Source organism: Methylomonas methanica (assembly GCF_001644035.1).
GTDB lineage: Bacteria > Pseudomonadota > Gammaproteobacteria > Methylococcales > Methylomonadaceae > Methylomonas > Methylomonas methanica_A.
Genome location: NZ_LUUG01000088.1, coordinates 103,558 through 126,767 on the forward strand (window position 1 = coordinate 103,558; position 23,210 = coordinate 126,767).

A 23,210-nucleotide genomic window follows, 5' to 3' on the forward strand; every position below is an offset into this window, starting at 1 on the left:
ATTCCCACTCAATCGAAACCAACTCCGCTGTCGGCGGCGGCTTTTAATAAACTGCTTACCGATACGCCACTGCTTTTGCGACCCGCAGCCGCCGATCCTGCTTGGTTTGCTACGGCTGTTGATAGTGGCCTCTCGCCAGTCGCCGTAGAGGCCGACGATCCAATTTGATCTCCGGCACCGGTATTCAGGACTCGCGGTCTCAACGACACACTGCCTGTTTGAATGTGGGCAGCATTCAGACTGCCCTTTTTTCCGGCCGGGCTAAAAGCACCTTCAATACCGGTACCCAAACTGGCCGAGTTGCCGAATTTGAATGCCGGACTTGGCGATGGCACGCCTTTTGGCGCAGCATCCCCCCCACCTGCATTACTGGTCAAACCGCCGACAGCGCCTCCACCAACATTGAGCGAGGCAGACAAGCTCGCAGAAACATTGGCGCTAATACCTCCACTGATGTTTACGCCTGTACTCACCCCAAACCCCACGCCGCCGCTAATTCCCACCGAAGCACTCAGGCTCAGGCTAGGCACCGCCACCACCGAAAGCGAGGGCATTCTGGGCGACTCTATGCCGTTAAACAGCGAGGTATCCCGCCAGTTACCGACACCTTCGCCGCTACCACCGGGTACCGGCGCAGCATTCTGGTCCGTGGCGCCTTGCGGACCGGCGCCGGTCGAACTCAGGCTGGGCGTGTTGCGGGCAGCTTGTTCGACGGCCCGATTCCGAAACTGGTAACGGTCCTCGCTGAGCTTTAAAGACACAGTGGCGCGTAGCGGCCGACCTTCCGGCGAAAAGAAATCCAGGGTCTCATCGAAGCTTTGTACCAAGCCTAAAAACTCGAAAGCGCCCCACTGAAACAGGCAGCGTTTCGGCGCTTTCAATTTATCGCCCTCGGCCACCGGCTTAATAAAGGTATCGGCGATTTTCTTGGTCTCCAGCCGCACGTCCGAGCCCTGCTCGATGGCTTTCTTGGAGCTGCTGTTGCTGCCAGCGCTACTGGCGGTTTGCCCACCGCCCTGGCCGCCGCCGGGCGGTTCTATATAGGTGGTATCAAAAATCAGCTCTATGGTCAGATTGGACGAGCTTTTGTCGACGAACTGAGCGGAGCGGCTATTGCCGTTGCGGGCGTTCTCTTTCAAGGTATTCGACAAGCTGACTTTCAGGCTGGACGGGTTGAATTGCACGTCGATGGCGTTATCCAGATCAGGACTATCGTTGTCGCCGCTGACCGGAATCAGTTTGCCGCGTTCGATGGCTATCATGCAGCCCCCCTGCCTTGCGTACTTGCCGGTGCCGGCCGCTGCAATTCCAGGCCTCGATGCACCAGATGCAGTTCTTCGATGGCCACCTGACTGGCGGTGGCCGACAAATCCGGGCCTTTGAACTTGGTCGGCAACACCCCGCTGAGTTTCCAGACCAGCACCGCGTTATCGGTGACGTTGCCGCCGCTGACACTGGGATTACCGAACACAATGATCTCGCCGCTCAAGCGGTAGCCGTAGTTGGCTTGGCTGGTAGTGATGTCGAACCAGGACCATAAATCGTTGATGTCGGTGACACCGCGTTTCAAAATAATCGGTGCGAATTTGGTCGGCCCGGAGCGGTGATGTTCGCCCCAATTGTGGCCGCCCTCGGCAATTACTTTTGGCTCCATCGTCGCTTCGAAGCCCGTCACTTCGCTGAAGTAACCGCTGCACAACAGACTGCTCTGATCGCTGCTGTACAGATTAACCTTGAAGCGGAAGGCGACGAATTCACTGTTCTCAGCCATCGACCACCTCCGAACGCCATTCGCCGTTCAGATTGGCGAAAGTGAGAAACAGCTTGTCGATCGGAAACGCCGGCGCCAGCATGATTTCATAGAGCATCGCCCCTTCCTGCGGGGTCGATTCACGAATAGAGAAGGCTTGCTCGGCGGACGCACCGCGCAAGGCGCCTTGACTGTACAAGCGCCGGAAAAACTGTTCCAGCAACAAACGCGGGCGAGGATCGCGGTAATCGAGGTTGAAGATCAATTGCTCGCCCAAGGCCTGCAATTGCCGGCGCAAAAAGCCCAGGAAGCGCATCACTTCCGCCGAGCGAAAACCATCGTAACGCTGGCGGTCGATCGGATAATCCGCGACCGGCAAGGCCGGCACCACCAAGCGTTCGTCGTCGAGGCTGAGTTGCGCGCCGCCGCTAAACGAATTGCGATAGTTGAGCACGCTGATACCAGGTTTATCGCGCAGCCCCAAGGTTTGGGCGATGGACAAGCGCGGATACGGCAAGGCGTCAGTATTTAACGGCTTGGCCGCCATCGAGCGCCAAGGACCGTCGCGGCGCGCGACCGCCGCCTGCTGACCGGCGATCAAGCCAACGGGGGTATGCAAAGCAAAACGCGGTCCGCGTAAATAGGGAAACAAAAACTGCACATGCCTTAGCGCTTGCGCTCTATCCGGAAGCTGTTGATACCCCGAAAGTGCACTCAAAGCCGCCGGGTCGAGTACCGGACTATCCAGCTCGCCAGAATAGGCCAGCGGCAAGGTAAACAGACATTGCAGATCCGGCCTATGGCTGCTGACGTATTGCAGCATGCCGCGCAGCACCTGCGGCAATTGCCAAGGCGGCGGCATATCGCTTAACTCGCTGCTATACCGACGTTCGCGGTGATCGTCCTCGGTATTTTGCGTGCAAGGCAGAAACTGCGGTTCAAAATTTTCCAGACGTACCCTGGGAATATCCGGCAAGCGCGGCGGTATTTGCAGGCGCTCCAAATCGGGAAAACCGACTACGCCCAAAGCCGGGATCACCAGCACGCAGGCCAAGCCCTGGAGCGTCGTAATATCGTGCAATTGCGTGGCATCAGCCGGCAGAAAACCGGCTTGCCCCGCACTTTCCGGGATACGCACCACCCACAGCTTTTCGCCGCCGTTGGCGAAAAAATCGTCAACCGCCAAGCCTAACCAGGCTTTATTGCCGGCCAATAGGCTGACGTATTCGGTAGTGGCGGTGAGCGCATCCGGGAAAATGTCGTGAAACTCGGCGCTGGATTGCAGGGGTATCGGCAGATTGTAAAGTTCGCTGGAAGCACCAGGCGACAAGGCATCGACCGCCTGGCCGTAGCCAACAGCGCGCATGTCCGCCAGCGCCGCCGGCAATTGCAGCAGGCGCTCAAGCCTGACCCGGCCCGGACAATGCCCAAGCATGGCCGCCTCCAGCGCCGCGATCCGGCGTTCGACCGGCCGTGGCGTCAAGGCAATGCGCGCTCCCGCTAGCAATTCCATCCGCTGTAGCTCCGCCTAGCTTTGGATGATGGTTTCGACCGAGAGCACCAACTCTTCCATCGCCACATCGCTGCCGCCCTTGGCCGTTAATGTCGGCCCGGTCCATTTGATCGGCATGGCCCTGACCAGTTTCCAGGTGACTACAGCGCTGGCGCTGGTGGGATCTTCGTTTTTAAGCTTGATCACCACGTCGCGCTTGGCAGTTACATCGCCGCCGCGAATTTGCTCCAGCCAGTTATAAATGTTCTCCGCGCCGATCACGCCGCGCTTCAGCGTCACGTCGCCGGCCTTGTTGATGGCCGGAATCTTGCGCACGTAATTAACAGCTTCGTTGCCATTACGGTATTCCGCAACCGTCACTTCGGCGTTCAGCCCGGATACTTCTGAAAAGCCGCCCTGCACTTCGCCTTCGCTGCCGTCGCCCAGGTTGACCAGATAATTGAACACCCCATAGGGCGTTTCGCGATATGTAGCCATGGTTTATCTCCAGTCCAGGGTTCAGGCGTCGGCGGTCTTTTGGCCGATGCGGAAAATCACAAATTCGGCCGGTTTCAAGGCCGCCACGCCGATTTCGCAGACCAAACGGCCGTTGTCCAGATCGTTTTGGGTCATCGTGCTGCGGTCGCAACGCACGAAATAAGCGGTTTTAGCACTACCCAACAGCCGCCCGTTCACCCATTCGTTATATAAAAAGCTTTCCACGGTCTGGCGGATGTTGTCCCACAAGCGCTCGCCGTTGGGCTCGAACACCGCCCATTGCGTGGATTTGTCGATGGAGCGTTCCAGATACAAGAAGTACCGGCGGACGTTGACGTATTTCCATTCCGGATCACTGGATAAGGTCCGCCCGCCCCAAACCCGATGCCCGCGTCCCGGAAATGAGCGCAAACAGTTGATACCGTTGGGATTCAGCAATTCTTGCTGAAAACGATTGATTTCCTGGGCAAAACGCAAGGCGCCGATCACCGGTTCGTTGGCCGGCGGTTTATGCACGCCGCGCTGCACATCGGTGTTGGCATAGACGCCGGCGACGAAGCCGGAAGGCGGCACGTTGATAGTACTGAGCAGACCTCGCGGATCGGCGATTACCACCCAGGGGTAGTACAGCGCCAGCCGCGAATCGTCGAAGTTGGAGCGGAACTCGCGTATTTCCGAGAGCGCCATACCGTCACGGCTATCGACGATGCCGACCCGATAGCGCATTTTCAGACAGTGTTTTTGCACTTCGGCGACGATGGCTTGATGGTTGACGGCATCGGCTGCGGCGGCCGGGGTCATCACGATGGACACATCCTCGATATTTTCCAAGGCCACGAAACCGCTGCTGCCGTTGACCTCGTCTTCCACGCCGCCGTAATGCAAAGCCACAGGTACATTCCCATCACTACCGCCGGACAGGTTAAGCAAATAGCGCGGGCCTTGGACCGACATTGGACCGGGGTTTAAACCATCCGCTTCAAACAGACTGTACAAGGCTGCCACCACGTCGGCCCCGCTGATCCCGTCGTTGAGGGTACAACTGACCGGACTGGTCAATTGGTCGTAACGTTTGTCGGGAGCGACAGGCAGCATTGCGCTGAGACTATTTTTTGCGTCGGGGGCGCTGGAAATATCGCCGTAACTATAAATTACCGGACCGTCACGACCGCCGGCATGCACGGAAATATCGAAATTGCGCTGCACCACCACCGCCCGCACCGTATTCGGTGCAGCGGCCAAAGCCGCTAAAGGCAGGGTGATGTCGGCATTGACGCCCACATTCAAACCGCCGCCGTCCACCACAAACTCGCTGCCGGCCGCATTCAGCGTGCCGCGCAACGCGGTTAGAGTGCCCCAATGCGCCGCGCCGGTATACACCGACAAATTGGTTTCCGCGCTAAGGGTTAATACCGCCGATGTGCCGTTAGCCAAGGAGCCGCTGCTGGGGTTTTTCGCAAACACCCGGGTATAGCTCACAGAAACGCCGGGACCGTTCACCAAGCCGGCCGACATCAATACGCCCTGACTGCCGTCGGCCTGACCGTTCGGGCGCAAGGCGGTGCCGACCGCCGCCACATCGTCGGCGGTATCGAGTTCGCAGCGGTTGTCGACGATGACAAAATGATCGCCTTCGCGTCGCACCAATGCGCGAACATTCAAGGGGAAGCGTTCATCCGGAAATTGCGCGGCGATGCCAGCCGAGCGCACCGCATTGGTCAAGCCGGTGGCATTCAGAAACACCTCTTCGCCTTCGGCGGGCGCCGAAGTAGCCTCGGTTTTTAGCAGGTTTTCGCTATCGCGCCACAGCACTTCCAGCGTGAAATCGCCCATCGTTCCCGGAAAGCGGCTGTTGAAGCTCAGTACGTTTGGCACAGAACGCGCGGACAAACCCGGCGCGTTTTGCGGAAAATTGCCGACCCGCGACACATAGAGCTGTTTGCCGCCGCCGTCGAAAAAGGCTTTCGCGGCAATAGCGGTATGATTAAGAACCGCTGCGCCAGCCAGAGTGAGATCTTGGATATCGCCGAAGATGCGGGTGAATTCGCCGAAGCTAGTCACGACTTCGGGGTTACCCCGCAACGGCCCGAAACGCGTGGGGCCGACCACAGCCGCAACGCTGGTCCCCACCCCTTCGATCGATTTGGCGCGAAAGCTAACTTCTTCTACAAACACACCCGGTGCAAGATATTCAGGCATGCTCCCCTCCTTAATTTTTATGTGGACCAGCGTTTAAAGAACGAACTCAACTCATGTTTGACTCAATTGGGTTGAACGGCGAGATGATCCCGATTAAAGGACCGGATTAAACCAATTTCGCCGGGCACCACGGCCAGGGCAAGCTCGGCGGCAAAGCTGTTGTCGGTATTCAACGCCCCCAGCGTCATCGCTACTAGATCGTCCGGATCCATAGCGTCGGCGGCATCGGCAAGAGCGCGGATACTTAGTGTGGCGGCATACTCGGTTACCCCTTCCGGCAAGGGCGGCAAGCGGTGCATCGCGATGATGAAATCGCCGTTGGCGTCGGCTTGGGCGCGGCAGATCAAATTGCCGCCGACACCGAGATTGACAATCAGCGTCAGCAACGCCCACACGGCCGGCGCATTACTACCGGCAAATCGTAGTGTGCCGCGCAATCCGCCGCCGCGACCGAGTTTGGTACCGAAAGGTGTTGGATAAAGCACTACGCTGTGCCCGGCGGCATTGCCGGCTTGAATCTCGAAGCGGCGCGGGACATAGCGGCGTTGACTGTCGGCCACCGAGCCGGCAATGACGTAAGCCGCTTCTGCCGGACGCAGCTTGTCCGCCTCACTGGGCGGGCCTTGCACCGTTTTGCCGGCCGAGCGCCGCCACAAGGCCGTTTTGCCTGGCGTGTGTAAAAATTGCAGATCGGCGGGACGGGTATCGAGTTGCAAAACAACGGCTTCGCTCAACCGCCGCATATCGGCTTCCTGTGCGGCGCTGCTGCCGTCCAGCCAATAGATCACGTCGCTGGCGTAGAGGATATTGGTTTCCAGAACTTTGACGGCTTTCATACCGTGCCTCCGGGAAATATCCGGGTACTAACCGGCGGACCTTCCGTACGCGGCCGCTGCAAGCGCAAGCGCACGGTGCGGGCTACGTAAGGTACGGTGCTGGTATAAGGCGATTTGAAGACATCCCAGATGCGCATCAAGTCTTCGGTAGTCATCTCGTCCGGGGCAATATTCAGCACTTCGGCCTGGCCCCATTCGTCGTCAATGTCTTGAATATGCGAGATGTCGAGCTGACATTGGTTGGCGAGTTCGACCATGGCCCAACTCAGCAGATCGGCTTCGATGGTGGCGCTGGCGGCGTTGGCGATTAACAGAAAATGCAGATTGACCGGTAGTTCGGCTTGCGGCGCGCTTTGGTCGCTGCCGCGTTGCGCGAAGGAGCGCTGCCGGCCGTGCGGATCGATAGTGATTCGGTGCAGGTAGATACCCAGCAGGTTGCCAGTGAGGATATTGGCGATGTCGGCGCTACCCAACAATTTTGCTTGGGCATTGGTAGGCTCGCTGCTCAGCTCGGCAGGTAATCTGCTGGTCAAGAACGATTCCAACGCCAGAAGCGCGCCGGTCACTCCCCGGTACGAAGCCATTTCTCCTCCCCCACTTGAGCGGTAGCATAGCCTAGTACATAGGTCTACTGTACGCAAGTCGATTTTGTGAAGCTATTCGCCTATGAAAATCGAAAAAAGCGATAGTCAGCAAACTAACCGGCTAAATTCCGTGCCTCAATCAAATAATGCTATTAATTTTTAGCAGAGTTTTTGAAATTTGCCGGGGCGGAATTGATTAAAATCGGATTAAAAACGGAGGCAACTTGCTGCAGGAGCAGACTCGCGCTTAAAACAACTATGCCGGATACGGTAAACCGGGCGAAGATAGGCAACTTGCCATCTATCGGTCGAACACATCCATGCTCTCAGTGACGCTGCAATTTTTATTAGCCCTGCTGTACGCCAATCTCGGCGAATGGCTGATGCACAAATTCATATTGCATCGTTTAGGCAAGCGGCCGGGCAGCATCTGGGCCTACCATTGGTATGAGCACCATGCGATATGCGCCAAACACCATATGCTGGATCCCGGCTATCGCCAGCTGGACTTATCGACCTGGAATGCGCAAACCAAGGAGTTGGCGGTGTTGGCCGCGATTGTATTGGCGCATCTGCCCCTATTTTGGTACTGGCCGGCTTTCGTGGTGGGTTTATATGGCTCGTTGACGCTTTATTACCTTCGGCATCGCAAGGCTCATCTCGATCCGGACTGGGCTAAACAACACTTACCCTGGCACTACCAACATCACACCCAGCCTGGCTCCGGCAACTGGTGCGTCACCTGGCCGGGGTTTGATTATCTGTTGGGTACCCGAAACAAATAGCCTGCGCACATCCAAATAAAAATTGCTCCCCGGTCTGAACACTTGCATCTGTCGGACCTCGGATTTTTCAAGTCGCAGACTTAACGTCAGTTGAAGTTACATTTCTATTTTTGTCGGCTGCTTCACTGGCAGCACAACACGGAAGGTAGTGCCTTCACCCACTTTGCTGCCGACCTCTATCCTTCCGTGGTGTTTCTGTACAATGCTGTAGGACAGTGACAATCCAAGTCCTGTACCTTTGCCGACAGGCTTGGTGGTAAAGAACGGCTCGAATATGCGGCTTAAATTTTTCGGCGAAATTCCCTGTCCGCTATCGGTAATAGCCACCCACACCGTTTCTTTTTCGGTGCCGCTGCTCAGGATGATAGTTCCCCGCTCCGATATGGCCTGGGCAGCGTTCATCAACAAATTCAGGAATACCTGATTCAGTTGGGATGGCAAGCATTCCACTTCAGGCAAAACCCCGTAATTCCTGACCACATCGGCCTTGTACTTGATTTCGTTCCCCACTATGTTGAGAGTGCTTTCCAAGCCCTGGTGCAGATCAACGTATTGCCATTCCGCCGCAGGCATTCGCGAAAAATCCTTTAGGTCGTTGACAATGTTCTTGACCCGCGCCAAACCGTCCCTCGATTCGTGCAACAAATCGGGCACATCTTCCCGCAGGAGTTCAAATTGTAATTTCTTTCTTAAGCTGTCGATTTTCTCGCGGTCTATAAGGTTTTGATCAACTTCGGCAACCGTTTGCTCGTAGGCATCGATGACCGAGAACATATCTTCAATGTAACCGGCCAAGGTGCCCAGGTTGGAGTTGACAAAACCAATGGGATTGTTGATTTCGTGCGCTACCCCTGCCGCCAACTGGCCGATGGAAGCCATTTTCTCGGCTTGCAGCAGCTGATTCTGGGTATCGCGCAGCTTCTCAACCATTTCCTGCAAAGTGGAGCGTTCTTTCTCGAGATCCTTGTTACTTTGCTGCAAAGCGATCACCAGATCCGTGCGCTCCAGAGAGCGCACCAGATAATCGGCAAAAAGCCCCAACATGTCCTCATCTTCCTCGGTAAATTTTTCGGCGTAGACCTGTTTCTGTGGGTCGAAAAATTCGCCGATTTCTTTATCCGCCAGATAAATCACCCCTTTTAGCCTATAGCTGACTACCAGGGGTGCACTAATCAGTGTGCGCATGGGCGGATGTCCGGGTGGAAAACCGATGAAACGAGGGTCATCAGCGATAGAGTCGACGCTGACGGGGGTGCATTCATTCAATAGTGCTTTCAATAAACCTCGTCCTTCGGGGGGATGGCCTATGCCGGCAATGGTTTCGGCATCCATGCCTTCTGTGATGAACTGTTCCAGATTGCCATCTTCGTCAAACAGTCCCAACGCGCCGTAGCGGGCACGAGTCATCTGCATGGCTTCCACCACGATTGATTGGTAAAAATCAGCCAGTTTGCCGCCGTGATGAAATAGGCTGTCTGCTGCGTTGATTTTTTGCAAAGCCTCGCGCCACAACAGCATGCGGACATCGGCATTGGCTATATTGCTCATGGCTCGATTGGATTCGCTATGTAAAGATCGAACTTTGGCAAACAGCCTTGCCGTCGCCTGCTCCAATTCGGGGTCTCCGTTAAGCACAAAATCCTCCCAGCATCCGTTTGCTGCAGCCTCCAGGGCCGCAATCAAATCTTTAGCGCGCTGTTCCGAATCCTTCATTTGCATGCCTTGCTCATCAATTTCTCTCGGTTCTCAAACCCCAATGTCTGGGGGATTGATTTTGACCCTGTTCGCTACCGCACCGACCCGCAGCGGATACAAGTGATAGCGTGCGACGAATAGGTACTGCTAAAAATAACAGAAGAACTGCTCTCGGGAAAATCGACAACATCTCCACTCCACTGTGCTCGCCCGACGTATTTGAAACCCGCTAGGGCGCGAACAGCATAAACCGACACTGAATTGTCCGCGCTCCAAGCAGGTATCGCCAAGAACGGCTTTTTCAACCTAAGGATCATGAAAACACCGCATCACATCGGCACATGAAAGCCGTCTTGTCAAGACTTTCACGGCAATTTAAACCACACCCTCAATCATAAAGGAGAACTTTATGGCTCTTGTTAAAAAATCATCGAATGCAACGACAGTAACGCCGGCTAGCGGCACTACTTCGGCGGCTGCCGTTCGCGAAGCGGAGGCGCAGCGTAAAAAAGCCCGCACCCTGGGCAAACAGCAACAGGCGGCGGAGCGCATTGCGGCCGCCACCGGGCAATTGTCCTCCGGCATTAACGAAGCGGCATCTGCTGCCGAGGAGCTGAAACGCTCCTCCGACCAGATAGCGACGGGTGCCGAGGAAGCTTCCGGAGCTGCCCAGGAATCGTTGGCTGCATTCAAGCAAATCGAAGGCTCCATCCTTCGTCAACTACAAAATGCCGACATCAGTCAAACCAAGGCCGAGGCCACTCAGACCTTGGTTGCCAGGACCAGCGGTCAGGTTGCCACCATGATAAGCAATGTTGCCGTAGCCGCCCAACGCCAAAATGCTTCGGTGGAAATGGTGGCGCAACTGGAGAAACAGGCGGCTAACATCGGCGACATCGTCAAGGCCGTAGCCCGTATCGCCGATCAAACCAATTTGCTGGCGCTAAACGCCGCCATCGAAGCGGCCCGTGCCGGCAAGCATGGCAAGGGATTTGCGGTCGTTGCCGATGAAGTCAGAACCCTGGCCGAGACCTCCGAGAAAAGCGCAAAACAAATTCAGGAGCTGGTCGGGCAGATTCAACAGGAAGTAAAGGTCATCGCCGAGGGTATCAGTACCTCGGCCAAGTCAGTTGAAGGCGAGGTGGAGAATGGCAAAACCATCACTATCCAACTGGAGAAGATTCGAGTCGACGCTGCGGAAATTGCCAAGGGAGTGCGGGAAATCGCCACCGGCGCCCAGCAGTCCAAAATCGCGGCACAACAGGCCTTGAAGGGCTCGGAAGATATCGCCGCCGCCGCCGAGGAACAATCCGCAGCGGCCGAGGAAACCGCTAAAACCGTGGAAGAACAGTCCCAGGCCTTGGGTGAATGCGAACAGGCGGCACAAAGTTTGTCCGAGCTGGCGGAAGATCTGAAGACCTCAACGGATGTCACCAAGAGTGCCGAGGAAGTCGCTTCCGCAGCCGAGGAATTATCCTCCGCCGTTGCGGAGATCAACCGCTCCGGCGCTCAAATCATGGCGGCCATCGATCAAATACGCAAGGGCGCGGAAGTGCAGTCTGCGGGCACCGCCGAAGCCGCTACAGCAATTAACCAGATTGAAAAGGGGCTGGAGTTGGCACAGGTGCGCGCTACGGATGGTTCGGAGAAGGTGTCCGCTATCAGAAGTTTGCTGGGTACAAACAAGACCTCAATCGATGCCCTTATTACCGGGATTTTAACGTCGGCGGACTCTTCCAAGGGCAGTATCAAGCAAATTAAGGGCCTGGAATTGGTGTCGCGGCGGATTGACAAGATCGTCGATGCCATCACCACGGTTTCAATTCAGACCAATATGCTGGCGGTCAACGGCTCCATCGAAGCGGCACGGGCTGGGGAATTTGGCAAGGGATTCGTGGTAGTGGCAACCGACATTCGTAATCTGGCGCACGACTCCGCCGAAAATGCCGACCGTATCAAAGATTTGGTAAAGGCTGTGCAGGATCAGATTGGCGTGGTGGGACGCGATCTGGACGAGATCGCGATGAGTGCGTTGGGCGAGGTGGAAAAAGCCAAGCTCACCACTGCCAGTCTGGTGACCATCGAAACTGATATTGCGGATGTGGAAACCGGCACTCAGGAAATTCTGACGGCATCCAACGAAATTGCCGCCGCCACGGCACAGGTTAAAAAAGGCATCGAGCAGATTGCCGCCGCTGCGCAACAAGCCGACAAAGCCTCGACCGAGGCCGCCTCCGCCGCCAAACAGCAATCTCAGGGCGCCGAAGAATTGGCCGCAGCCATCGAAGAGATCGCCTCGCTGGCCGACGAATTACAAAGTGCCTAAACATTAAGGAGAGCCATGATGACCAACAATAATCAGGAACAACCGGAAGAGCTACCCAGTAGCGAAACGGGACGAACGGGCAATGCTGAAGATAATATTGAAGAGCAAGTATCCGACATCCGCCAATTTGTCACCTTTATCGCCGGGGATGAGGTTTTCGCCGTGGATATGGCGCCGGTACAGGAGATTATCCGGGTACCGGAGGTCGTGCGAGTGCCACTGTCGCCCGCCACGCTCGATGGCCTGGCCAATCTGCGCGGCAAGGTGTTACCCATTATCAGTCTGCGGCGGATTTTTGGTTTCGCGGAACGTGAACATGACGACTCATCTCGGGCGTTGGTCATTGACATTGGGCAACCCCTGGGCTTCGTGGTGGACAAGGTGGCCAGCGTGGTCGGCGTCGAGCCCGCAAGGATCGAGGGGGTGGGCTCGATTCAGAGCACGGTGAATACCGAGTTGCTGTCCGGCATCATTAAGGATGTCGGCGGTCACGCCATGGTCATGGTGCTGGATTTTGCCAAGCTGATCGCCCAGGAATTTACTGAAATCGCCGCTGTTGCCAAGACTGCGGCCACGACAGGTGGACTGATGGCCAGCAGCGAAGTGGAGGAAGAAGAAGTCAGCGACGAATTGCAACTGGTCAGCTTCGATGTGGCCGGGCAAGAGTACGCCATCACCATTGACGATGTGCAAGAGATTGTCCAGGTGCCGGAGACCATTATTCATGTGCCGCATTCGCAGTCCCATGTGCTCGGTGTCATGACACTACGCAACCGCTTGCTGCCGCTGGTAAGCCTGCGCCGTATGTTTGCCCTGCCGCCGCAAGCCGCCGACGAGCATAGCCGGATTGTCGTGGTGTCTCTGGGCACCGCTTCGGTGGGCATCGTCATGGATAGCGTCAACGAGGTGCTGCGGGTGGGCAAAGCAGATGTTGAAGCCATGCCGTCTCTGTTGGCCCGCGAGGGCGAACTGAACGACATTGCTGAAATCTGCCGACTGGACGGCGGCAAGCGCCTGGTGTCGATTATTTCCGCCGACAACTTGTTTCACCACTCAGCCATCAAGGAGGCATTGACGACCGTGGAAAACTTACAGGATGACAAGCAAAATGCAGAGACTGCCGAGGACGATGTGTCGCTGGATGACGACGAACAGGTGGTGGTGTTTCGGCTCGGTAAGGAAGAGTTTGGCGTCCCGATAGACAGTGTGCAGGAGATCGTGCGGGTGCCGGAAGAATTAACCCATGTGCCCAAGGCGCCACCCTTCGTCGAGGGAGTCATCAACCTGCGCGGTGCGGTGCTGCCGGTCATCGATTTACGCCGGCGGCTTGGCTTGCCAAGCGTCGAGCGCTCGGATCGGCAGCGGGTCATGGTGTTCCTGATCAAAGGCATGCGCACCGGCTTCATCGTGGACTCGGTGGCCGAAGTGCTGAGGATACAAAAGTCCAGCATCGAACCCGCCCCGCGCTTATCCAGCGAGCAAGGAAACCTATTGGCGCGCATGGCTAATCTGGAAAAGCAACATCGCATGGTGCAATTGATCGTACCGGCGCATCTGGTGGAAGACCATGAACTGGCCGATCTGACCAAGGTAGCGGCGTGATGCTAGCGGATTATGCTCATGATTAAGCTGCTCATCGTCGATGACTCGGCATTAATGCGCCGGCAACTGACCACCCTGTTCGAAGCCGAAGGTGATTTCGAAATTCGCCAGGCCAGAAATGGCAAGGAAGCGGTGGATGAAAACCGCGCATTTCAGCCTAACGTCATTTCCCTGGACATCAACATGCCGGAGATGGACGGCATCACCGCGCTGTCGCTGATCATGGCGGAGCGCCCCGTCCCCGTCGTCATGGTTTCATCGCTCACCGAGAAGGGGGCACTGGCCACCTTCGAGGCGCTGAATCTGGGGGCGGTAGACTACATTGCCAAGCCCGGCGGCACCATTTCACTGTCCATCGGCGAAATCAAAAACGAACTGGTGAGTAAGATACGCACCGCCGCTCGGGCCAAAATCAAGGCTAAAGGGCAGCCCACTCGCGGTCTGGCCCAACGTTTGCGAGAAGAGCGGGAAAAGCCTGCTCCCCCGCGTCCGCTTGCGGTGCGGCGCGGCGTTGTCGGCGAGGGCTTGGTGATCGTCGGCGTGTCTACCGGTGGGCCGCGTACCCTTGAGGATATCCTGCCATTGCTGCCGGTGGATTTCCCCTGGCCGGTATTGGTGGCTCAGCACATGCCTGCTTCCTTCACTCGACCTTTCGCCGAACGCTTGAATGTGCTTTGTCCGCTCGCCGTGGTGGAAGCTGATCATCCGATGCCTATCGAGCCAGGCACCATTTATATCGGCAAGGGCGGCGCGGACATGGTGCTAGTCAAAAGAGCCGGCAAACTGACGGTACTGGCGAAGCCGGAAAGCCGCGAATTTCTCTGGCATCCGTCGGTAGAGTTGATGGGGCGCTCCGCCCTCGAACATTGCGATCCGTCACGGGTGGTGGCGGTGATGCTCACCGGCATGGGTTACGACGGAGCGGACGCTTTTACCGAAATCAAGAAGCGCGGCGGTCGCACCATTGCCGAATCCGAACAGTCGGCGGTAGTGTTTGGTATGCCGGCGGAGCTGATCGAACGCGGCGGTGCCAGCGTGGTGCTGCCTTCGGAAAAAGTAGCCGCCCAGATCAATGCCTGGGCCGGACGATAGGAGAGACCATGGCCCTTATCAAAACACAAACACACCAACCCATCGCCCATGACGAGCGCAAACAAGCACGCGATTGCAATAGCCTGCTGTTGGAGCTGGAAAATGATAACCCCATGGCCCGGCGCTGGGCGGCGCGAGATCTAGCGGATTGTCCGGCAGCGTCCGCTGCGCTGGTAAGCCGTCTACAACTTGAAGACGATGTATCGGTGCGTGAAGTCATCCTCACCACCTTGACAGTAATGGGCAATGAAGTGGCGGTCGTTGGTCTGGTTAACTGCCTCAGGAGTGAGAAAGTTGCCTTGCGTAACGAGGCCATCGAAGCGATGAAACAGCTACCCGACGAGGTGGCGCCGATCATGCGCGGACTGCTCGCCGACGCCGACCCGGATGTACGCATCTTTGCCGTCAACATCCTGGAATCCTTGCGTCACCCGGAGGTCGAGTCCTGGTTGATTTCGGTGATTGACCATGACCCCGAGTTGAACGTCTGCGCCACGGCGGTGGATTTACTCGGCGAAGTGGGGTCATCCGCTTCACGGGAGCCTCTGCTGCGCCTCAAGGCTCGCTATACGCAAGTGCCTTATATCCAGTTTGCCACGGATCTGGCCCTGAAACGTATCAGCGATGGTTGATGCAACGATGGCCGCGATCAGTATCAGCGAATCGGAATTCGAGAAATTTCGCGAGTTCTTCTATCGCAAGACCGGCATTCAGTTCGAGTCGTCGAAGCGCTATTTCGTTGACAAGCGACTGGAGGAACGGATTGAACTGACTCATAGCGGCAACTTCCGGGCTTATTTCACCAAATTGCGCTTCGAGGCATCGGGCGCAGAATTGCAGCAATTGACCAACCTGATGACGGTCAATGAAACCTATTTTTTCCGTGAAGAATATCAGTTTCAATGTTTGGTCAAATCCCTTCTTCCCGAGATCACCGGCCGCAAGCGCGACAATACGCCCATTCGAATTTGGGCAATACCGTCGTCCTCGGGCGAGGAAGCTTATTCCATTGCCATCTATTTGCTGGAGTTCTGGGCCGGCATCAATGACTGGGACATTGAGATTATTTCCTCCGACATCGACACCAAAATTCTGGCTTTGGCGCGGCACGGACAATACTCGGTTCGTTCAGTGCAACACCTGCCGGAGAAGTTGCTGCGCAAATATTTCACGCGGCAGGCAGAGAATTATCAAATCTGTGACGACTTGCGCGAGGCGGTGGAATTTACCCGCGTCAATCTTTCCGAACGTATTGATACCCGCGCCTATCGCAACTTTGACATCATCTTTTGCCGCAACCTGCTGATCTATTTTGACGACGCTTCACGCAAAGCCGCCGCGGAAACCTTTTATGACGCCATGAAACCCGGTGCTTACATTTGTCTTGGTCACTCCGAATCGATGAGCCGATTCTCATCCCTGTACAAAGTGCGCAAGTTTCCCGAAGCGATCGTTTATCAAAAACCCCTCCTGGAGGCACGATGAAACGCATCCTGATTGTCGATGACGCTGCCACGGTTCGACTGTATCACCGCCAGATCCTGGAGGCCGCAGGCTATAAGGTGTATGAGGCGGTCAACGGTATCGAGGCCCTGGAAAAATCCCTGCAACAGCCCTTCGATCTGTACGTGGTGGATATCAACATGCCCAAGCTGGATGGCTACGGTTTCTTGCGAGAACTCAGATCCCAGGATATTTATCAGGCGCCGGCCATAATGGTCTCCACCGAGGCGCAGACCAGTGATCATCAGCAAGCCTTTGCCGCCGGCGCCAACGCCTATCTGGTCAAACCGGTGAAGCCGGAGCAATTGCTGATCCAGGTCAAACTGATGATCGGGGAAGCACGGGGATGACGCCCTTACTCGAACAATTCCTCTCCGAGGCGCGCGACTTCCTGGAAGGTATCGGCGAAAAGTTGATGCAGTTGGAAGATGCGCCAGGCGATGCCGAGTTGATGACGGCGCTGTTTCGAATGGTGCATACCCTCAAGGGCAATAGCGGGCTGTTCGACTTCCCGGAAATGACTAGGGTATTACACGCCGGCGAAGACTTGATGGACGCGGTGCGCCACGAGCAGGTGGAATACTCCCAGGATCTGGCCGACCGTCTGCTGGATGCGATGGATTTTGTCGGCATGCTCTGCGATGAAGTCGAGGCGAAGGGCAGTATCGGCGCGCACCATGCCGCCGATTCGGCAAGGTTGGCGGAGTCGCTACGCCGATTGATCGCCAGCGTCGACGCCGCCGCCGCGGTGGTTGCGGTGGTGGCTAGTGCTTTGCCGAACGCGCTGACTGAAACCGGCATCGTCGTGGCCGAAGCCGATCTGCCGCCCCTGGTCGATATCCCTGAAAGCATACGCATGGACGCCTACCGTCAGGCTTGTGGCGGCGTGGATTTGCACTGGCTGGACTACACGCCGGCGGCAGACTGTTTCTTCCAGGGCGACGACCCGTTTTTCCAGGCCCGGGGCACGCCCGGCTTTTTGTGGGGGAGCATTACGGTACGCCAACCGTGGCCGGCCTTGGCCGAACTGGACGCTTATCGCTGCGTCCTGGAGTTCCATCTATTGACCACCGCGCCGCGTGAACAACTGGACGAGTACTACCGCTATGTGCCGGATCAAGTCCGGATGATTCCGGTGACGCCTTTGTTTCTGGCCTTGCCTCAAGGCAATCGTAACGGCGGACCCGTAGCCTACGAAAATTTTGTCGACAAAGCCTTGGGACTTCTAGGCGCTAACCAGCTAGAGGATTTGGTTCTTGCCGCCAGTAACCTGATCGAGCTCTCCAGTTTGGAGCTATGGCTGTCTTCGGCCTTGCGCTGGCTTTTGCTGGTGATGGAATTGGAGCCGGAAAACCGGAATGCGTTTGCCAAGATCATTGAGTCTTTGCGCCGTCAAAGTCCGCCGAAGTGGACCGAGCTCCTACCGAAGGTAACTGGGGGAAATCCGCCTGCTAAAACCGAACTCCACCTATCACAACACAGCCTGACGCCCGAAGAAGCCGAAGTCATGACTAAAATGCTTGACGTGCAGCGGGAAATCCTCAACCTGCCGATTCAGGAAAACTGGCAGCTAGGGCGGATCAAGGCGGTGGCCGCTACATTGACCGGTTGCCTGATGGCCAGCGGCGATGTTGCTGCGCGTGCCGGACTGGAAGCGGCGACGGCCATGGCGCTGGAAGAGGCTGCATCACTCCCGCTTTTGGCTTGGCTGGATCAGTTTCAGCAAACGCGGTCTACAGCCAGCGTCGAGAGCTTGGTGAATCAAGCCGACGTCGGCGTTCCGGTTCCGCGAAACTTGTCCGAGATCCAGTCGGATCTCTCGGCAGATGCTGTGCGAGTCTCGGATGTGGATGCAGAGGCGAAATTCGGCCGCCGCGCCGAAGATGCTGGCATCGGCCCCAAAAGCCTCAAGGTTGATCAGCAGAAAATCGACCGGCTGATGAATCTGATCGGCGAAATGGTGGTATCGAAAAACGCCTTGCCTTATCTGGCCGGACGCGCCGAGGATGTTTTTGGGGTGCGCGATCTGTCCCGTGAAATCAAAGCTCAATATACGGTGATCAACCGCATCGCCGAGGAAATGCAGGATGCCATCATGCAGGTGCGGATGATGCCGGTGTCCTTTGTATTTCAACGCTTTCCGCGCCTGGTGCGAGATACCTCTCGCAAACTGGGCAAGGAAGTCAACCTGGTGCTGGTTGGCGAAGATACCGAAGCCGACAAGAATGTCATCGAAGCTCTGGGCGATCCCTTGGTACACATCGTCCGGAACAGCCTCGATCATGGTTTCGAACAGCCCGACGAGCGTCGTGCTGTCGGCAAGCCGGTTGCCGGTACCCTCACTATTCGCGCCAGCCAAGAATCCGACCGGGTGGTGATTGAAATTCAGGATGACGGCAAAGGCATAGACCCTGATATTGTCAAACGCAAAGCCTATCAGAAAGGCATCATCGACGAAGCCACTTTAGAGCGAATCAGCGATCAAGACGCCATCAATCTGATTTTTGCGGCGGGTTTGTCGACAGTGGATGTCATTTCGGATTTATCCGGACGCGGCGTGGGGATGGACGTGGTGCGCACTGCGGTGGAGAAGGTAAATGGCGCTATTTCATTGGAAAGTGAAATAGGCAAAGGTACCCGGATTCGCCTGTCATTACCGCTGTCGATGGCGGTTACTCATGTCATGCTGATCGAATCAGCCGGCCAGACCTTTGGCATACCTATGGATAGTGTGCTGGAAACGGTACGGGTGCCGTGTGCAAGTATCAGTTCCATCAAACAGAGCCTCGTCACGGTATTGCGCGGGAATATCGTGCCTTTAAAATCCATTAACGCCTTACTGGCTATTGCTGCCCCACCACAAGCCAATTCCGATCACGAGTTAGCCGTTTTGGTGGTTCGGTGCGGCAACGAAGCCGTAGGGCTGCTGGTCGACGATTTCCGGGAAACGGTAGACATAATCCTAAAGCCTATGACCGGGGTACTGGCTGATATTCCGGTCTACGCCGGCTCTGCTTTGATGGGGGACGGATCGGTGTTGATGGTTTTAAATATCAAGGAGTTATTGCCATGAGTCTTGAATTCAAGAAAAACCAGGTGCATTTTAAGGACATGGTGGGCGTGGAAGACGCTGAGGAGCTTCTGGAGTGGCTGCAAAAAACACCTGCCGCTAAAGTCGACTTCTCAGCCTGTACGCATCTACATCCCGCCAACTTGCAGGTCTTGATGGCTGCCAGCCCCAGCATTATGGTCTGGCCGGCGGACGCAGCGTTTAGCGCTTGGCTACAATCGGCACTGGATCAGCATGAAGATCCCTATTGAATTATTAGCTTGCAGAGAAAAGCCATGTCCAAGACCATTTTGATCGTAGACGATTCCGCCACCATGATTTTGAGCGTCAAATCCAATCTGGAGATGAACGGCTTTAAGGTGGAAACTGCTGGCGACGGTGTGCAGGCACTGAGCAAACTCAAGTCAGGTATAAAACCGGACCTGATCATCACCGACATCAACATGCCGAACATGGGTGGCCTGGAATTGATCCAAGCAGTCCGGGCGCTGCCGGGTTTTCGTTTTACGCCGATACTGACACTGACGACGGAAAGTCAGTCGGCCAAGCGCGACGAAGGTAAAAAACTGGGTGCTACCGGTTGGTTGGTCAAACCGGTTGATGGCGCAGACTTGATTAAAGTCATAAAGCAAGTGTTACCTGGCGCGTAGAGGCATATATGAACTTTAATACAGCAGCGGCAAACACACAGGTCAAAGATGACCCTCAGTTGTCTGAACTCATCCAACCGGGATTTATTGGTCGTGTCCTGATTGGGATTTTGTTCGCTTTAATTGTGAATATTGGCCTAGCCTGGTTGGCCTACCCTTGGCTTCACGAAATACTATCCCAACTAATGGGTTTAAATGAACGACTTGGCGTAACTCTCAAAATTTTATTTTTTGTCATCATTTTTATCGGTTTGACGATGATGGCGATGTGGCCGTTTCTACGGGCTGAAATTCGGTGGGTTAAAGAGTTGGTTAAGTCCAGAGATAGGCGACTCAGTCGTAAAAGGAGTATACAAAATGCAATAGCAGGTGAAATTCATCAGGCTTCGCCATTTCTCAGTCTGATGTGTCAGCAACTGAATGGCGCGCTGAAAGATACCGAGTCGGGTGTTATTGCTGTCATCAACTCCTTGAATCAGGTGCATCAGGTATCCAGCAGCCAGGTCGATCGAATTACCGAGTCTATGAACAACGGCATGATGCTGACTGAAATCATTCAAGAGCAAACTGCTAATAACAAGAATATTGTCACTATTTTAAGCAGTAATGTTGAAAATCAGATGTCTGATCTACGTTCTAATCTACAACGTATTCAAGGGCTCGCCAAACAGGTCGGCGAGCTTTCGCCGTTAGTGGATGTCATTTCCAAAATTGCCAGACAGACTAATTTGCTGGCCCTGAATGCCGCGATTGAAGCGGCTAGAGCCGGTGAATCCGGTCGTGGCTTTTCGGTGGTGGCCGATGAAGTCAGAAAGCTTTCCACACAAACAGCCGAGGCTGCGGCGAACATTGAACTAAAAATCCGTACTGCAACTAAAGGCGCCGAAGCGGAGTTGATGGCGGCGAATAAAGCGATAGACAATCATGAAACATCAACCGAGCTTAATAAGATTATCGACGATCTAATTGCGGTGGAAAGTCGCTTTACACAAGGCAGCGGTATGTTACTGGATGTCATTGACGCCGTGGATTCCGGTAATCAGGAAGGGATCAAGCGCCTATCCGAAGCGCTGGGTTATCTGCAATTTCAAGATGTGCTACGTCAGCGAGTAGAGCAGGTTGAATTGGCGATTAAAGAACTGGACGAGCATTTTCTGGATCTGGCGGATCGGTTTGGCAATCCGGAATGGAGCGGTCAATTAAATCAGACACTGAGACAACGCATGGAAGGCCACCTCGATCGCTATGTTATGAAAGGTCAACGCGATGCACATAACGCTCTGACCGGTATTAAGCCTTCGGGTGATGGCGGCAGACCGCAAATCGAACTGTTTTAATGCGCGATGGCTCTTTTTTATACGGCAAAAATTGTAAATGTGAACGGTGTTAGTAAATTTCAGAGACAGCAAGCCACAGAGGTCTCCCCGCCAAACCCAGCCTCTGCCATCAATCCAGAAAACTAGGCCATGTCGCAACATTGCTCAGCAGTGCAGGCGCGGCAAGAACTCCGGCCTTGCAGATAAAACGCCAGGCGCTTTAGGCACGTCGTCATCGACTATTTTCTCGGGCTATCGGCAACATGTCGTTCAACGGTCATTTATTAAGTTTAATTTAAGGGCCTGAGGTGATAGTAGCCGCCATCCCAAACCGAAAGCCGGAGAAATAATCGTGAGACAAGCCACACCATCGGACGCAAATAATGCCCTTGCTCAAGTTAAGTACGCCATAAAGGGTTTGACGCACTCGGATTACGACGATAACGAAGACGATGTGATCTACACCGCCAATAAATTGAATGCTGTACTACGCATGGTGCATGACAACCATCAGACCTGGAACGATGAAGCCATTCGGGAATTCGTCATGCGTCAGCATGATCCGCTGAGACATATCCCTGTTAAATCGGAAAAGCTCCATCACATGGTTCGCCATATTCAACAAGACATCATCGTCAAATTTTCCTGACTGTAACGACTACCCGCTAGAGACTGAGACTTGGCAGAATTCTTACAAACCCGGAATCCCCATCTGCTGAATCCGCATGGCGTTATCGCCTTCTTCATACGCCAGCAGCTTGCCGTCTTTCTGATACAGCTTGAAAGCCAGGGCGTAGGACAATACCCGAATCGGATAATCGCGCGGCAAGGTTTGCAAGTAAGGCTGCATCGTCACAAAGTCGGTGGCGCCGTACTGCTGCATGATGAAACGCAAACCGCCGTTACGCGGCCCGATGTTGTAAGCCAGTAAACCTAAAAACAAATCGCCGTTCATTTCTTGCAGATAATGTTTGAAGGTGGCGGCGGCGACAAACGCATTGTGCCGGGGATCGTTGACTTGCAGTTCCTCCACATCCAGTTCATCGGCGGCCTCGCGGGTAATGGCTTTGGGCACGGCAGTGATCTGAAACAAGCCTTTGCCGCCATCAAAACTGTCGCGCGGCATAAACGACGATTCGGTAGCGGCGATGCCTTGCAGCAAATTGACATCGACATCAAATGCCTTGGCGGCCTCGACTATCGCCGGATTGAAGGCATCGGCGCGCAGCATCAATTTTTGTAAGCCACCGATACCATGGCGGCGATACGCGGCGTACACTTGATGCGCCAAGGTCACTTTTTCGGCTTCCTGCTTGCCGCCGACTAGGGTACGAAAATGCGTAAAAACTTGGGTGTAGCCACCGTGCATTACAAACCAACCGGTCGAAGCGGCCAGCGCTACCGCCAATGCGGCAGGCAAATAATCCAGGCGGCCATGCAGCCAGCCGCGCAAGCGCGACCAAGCCAGCAACAGTGCAGCCGCCGCCAACATCAAGATCACCACGCCAATCGCGAACGGCAGCAAACTGGTAAAAAAATCGGGGCCGGACAACCAACTAGCCGAGTAACCGAGCACAAACATCGTCGCCAATACAGCAGCAATCATCAGCGCCAAGCCTTCCAACACAATCAACCACCACTTTGGTTTGCGCAGGGACTTGGTTTTGCGGCGCGGTTTGCCTGGCTTGCGCCCCGAACCTGCTTTTGCTCGGCTAGGCGGGACAGCTTTGACCGGTGTTTTGGCGATAGGAATTGGCCGACTCATCAAAAACAGTGACACATGGTTGGAAATAATCCGGAAAACCTCAGACA

21 protein-coding genes are annotated in these 23,210 nt (G+C 55.4%); 12 read left to right on the forward strand and 9 right to left on the reverse strand.

What is annotated here, in order from left to right:
* Positions 1-8 precede the first annotated feature (8 nt).
* The 7 genes from A1332_RS16040 to A1332_RS16070 all read right to left on the reverse strand — a co-directional run bounded on the left by A1332_RS16040 (position 9) and on the right by A1332_RS16070 (position 7,359).
* Positions 9-1,262, reverse strand: a complete 1,254-nt coding sequence (locus A1332_RS16040; RefSeq protein WP_064009454.1) for a hypothetical protein — start codon at positions 1,260-1,262, stop codon at positions 9-11.
* The gene (locus A1332_RS16045; protein ID WP_064009455.1) at positions 1,259-1,771 is read right to left on the reverse strand and encodes a phage tail protein; all 513 of its coding nucleotides are present in this window, start codon (positions 1,769-1,771) and stop codon (positions 1,259-1,261) included. Before A1332_RS16045 ends, A1332_RS16040 begins: the two co-directional genes overlap by 4 nt.
* On the reverse strand, positions 1,764-3,263 hold the full coding sequence (locus A1332_RS16050) for a hypothetical protein (protein WP_064009456.1): 1,500 nt from the start codon (positions 3,261-3,263) through the stop codon (positions 1,764-1,766). Before A1332_RS16050 ends, A1332_RS16045 begins: the two co-directional genes overlap by 8 nt.
* 15 nt (positions 3,264-3,278) lie before the next feature.
* The gene (locus tag A1332_RS16055) at positions 3,279-3,740 is read right to left on the reverse strand and encodes a phage tail protein (RefSeq protein ID WP_020483515.1); all 462 of its coding nucleotides are present in this window, start codon (positions 3,738-3,740) and stop codon (positions 3,279-3,281) included.
* 21 nt (positions 3,741-3,761) lie between these two features.
* Positions 3,762-5,939, reverse strand: coding sequence for a phage tail sheath family protein (locus tag A1332_RS16060; RefSeq protein ID WP_064009457.1), 2,178 nt, complete (start codon positions 5,937-5,939; stop codon positions 3,762-3,764).
* Positions 5,940-6,001: 62 nt separating this feature from the next.
* Positions 6,002-6,775 carry a hypothetical protein gene (locus A1332_RS16065; protein WP_064009458.1) on the reverse strand — a complete coding sequence of 258 codons (774 nt, stop codon included), beginning with the start codon at positions 6,773-6,775 and terminating at the stop codon, positions 6,002-6,004.
* Positions 6,772-7,359: a DUF4255 domain-containing protein gene (locus A1332_RS16070; protein WP_026603180.1), complete on the reverse strand. Its 588-nt coding sequence runs from the start codon at positions 7,357-7,359 to the stop codon at positions 6,772-6,774. Before A1332_RS16070 ends, A1332_RS16065 begins: the two co-directional genes overlap by 4 nt.
* Before the next feature lie 320 nt (positions 7,360-7,679).
* Between A1332_RS16070 and A1332_RS16075 the strand changes: the two genes are divergently transcribed.
* Complete coding sequence (locus tag A1332_RS16075) at positions 7,680-8,144, forward strand: sterol desaturase family protein (RefSeq protein ID WP_064009459.1); 465 nt, start codon at positions 7,680-7,682, stop codon at positions 8,142-8,144.
* Positions 8,145-8,240: 96 nt separating this feature from the next.
* On the opposite strand, the gene A1332_RS26065 is transcribed toward A1332_RS16075, so the two are convergent.
* Positions 8,241-9,863 (reverse strand): ATP-binding protein, encoded by a 1,623-nt coding sequence (locus A1332_RS26065; protein ID WP_082879726.1) that lies wholly within the window; start codon positions 9,861-9,863, stop codon positions 8,241-8,243.
* 385 nt (positions 9,864-10,248) lie between these two features.
* Between A1332_RS26065 and A1332_RS16085 the strand changes: the two genes are divergently transcribed.
* From A1332_RS16085 to A1332_RS16135, 11 genes are all read left to right on the forward strand, one after another.
* A complete protein-coding gene (locus tag A1332_RS16085) occupies positions 10,249-12,165 on the forward strand; it encodes a methyl-accepting chemotaxis protein (protein WP_064009460.1) in 1,917 nt (638 codons plus the stop codon).
* Positions 12,166-12,180: 15 nt separating this feature from the next.
* Positions 12,181-13,767, forward strand: a complete 1,587-nt coding sequence (locus A1332_RS16090; RefSeq protein WP_231890323.1) for a chemotaxis protein CheW — start codon at positions 12,181-12,183, stop codon at positions 13,765-13,767.
* Between the two features lie 18 nt (positions 13,768-13,785).
* Positions 13,786-14,859: a chemotaxis-specific protein-glutamate methyltransferase CheB gene (gene cheB, locus A1332_RS16095; protein ID WP_064009511.1), complete on the forward strand. Its 1,074-nt coding sequence runs from the start codon at positions 13,786-13,788 to the stop codon at positions 14,857-14,859.
* Positions 14,860-14,867: 8 nt separating this feature from the next.
* A complete protein-coding gene (locus A1332_RS16100; protein WP_064009461.1) occupies positions 14,868-15,491 on the forward strand; it encodes a HEAT repeat domain-containing protein in 624 nt (207 codons plus the stop codon).
* The gene (locus tag A1332_RS16105) at positions 15,484-16,344 is read left to right on the forward strand and encodes a CheR family methyltransferase (RefSeq protein ID WP_231890324.1); all 861 of its coding nucleotides are present in this window, start codon (positions 15,484-15,486) and stop codon (positions 16,342-16,344) included. Before A1332_RS16100 ends, A1332_RS16105 begins: the two co-directional genes overlap by 8 nt.
* Complete coding sequence (locus A1332_RS16110; RefSeq protein ID WP_064009462.1) at positions 16,341-16,712, forward strand: response regulator; 372 nt, start codon at positions 16,341-16,343, stop codon at positions 16,710-16,712. The genes A1332_RS16105 and A1332_RS16110 overlap by 4 nt, the downstream gene beginning before the upstream one ends.
* Positions 16,709-19,435, forward strand: coding sequence for a chemotaxis protein CheA (locus A1332_RS16115; protein ID WP_064009463.1), 2,727 nt, complete (start codon positions 16,709-16,711; stop codon positions 19,433-19,435). Before A1332_RS16110 ends, A1332_RS16115 begins: the two co-directional genes overlap by 4 nt.
* Entirely contained in the window at positions 19,432-19,683 is a 252-nt protein-coding gene (locus A1332_RS16120) for a hypothetical protein (RefSeq protein WP_064009464.1), read from the forward strand. The genes A1332_RS16115 and A1332_RS16120 overlap by 4 nt, the downstream gene beginning before the upstream one ends.
* A gap of 24 nt (positions 19,684-19,707) precedes the next feature.
* Entirely contained in the window at positions 19,708-20,082 is a 375-nt protein-coding gene (locus A1332_RS16125; RefSeq protein WP_064009465.1) for a response regulator, read from the forward strand.
* A 185-nt stretch (positions 20,083-20,267) separates the two neighbouring features.
* The gene (locus tag A1332_RS16130; RefSeq protein ID WP_231890325.1) at positions 20,268-21,419 is read left to right on the forward strand and encodes a methyl-accepting chemotaxis protein; all 1,152 of its coding nucleotides are present in this window, start codon (positions 20,268-20,270) and stop codon (positions 21,417-21,419) included.
* A gap of 331 nt (positions 21,420-21,750) precedes the next feature.
* Positions 21,751-22,047 (forward strand): hypothetical protein, encoded by a 297-nt coding sequence (locus A1332_RS16135; protein WP_064009467.1) that lies wholly within the window; start codon positions 21,751-21,753, stop codon positions 22,045-22,047.
* Between the two features lie 42 nt (positions 22,048-22,089).
* Here A1332_RS16135 and A1332_RS16140 read toward each other — a convergent pair whose 3' ends face one another.
* Positions 22,090-23,163, reverse strand: coding sequence for a lytic transglycosylase domain-containing protein (locus A1332_RS16140; protein ID WP_064009513.1), 1,074 nt, complete (start codon positions 23,161-23,163; stop codon positions 22,090-22,092).
* Positions 23,164-23,210 lie beyond the last annotated feature (47 nt).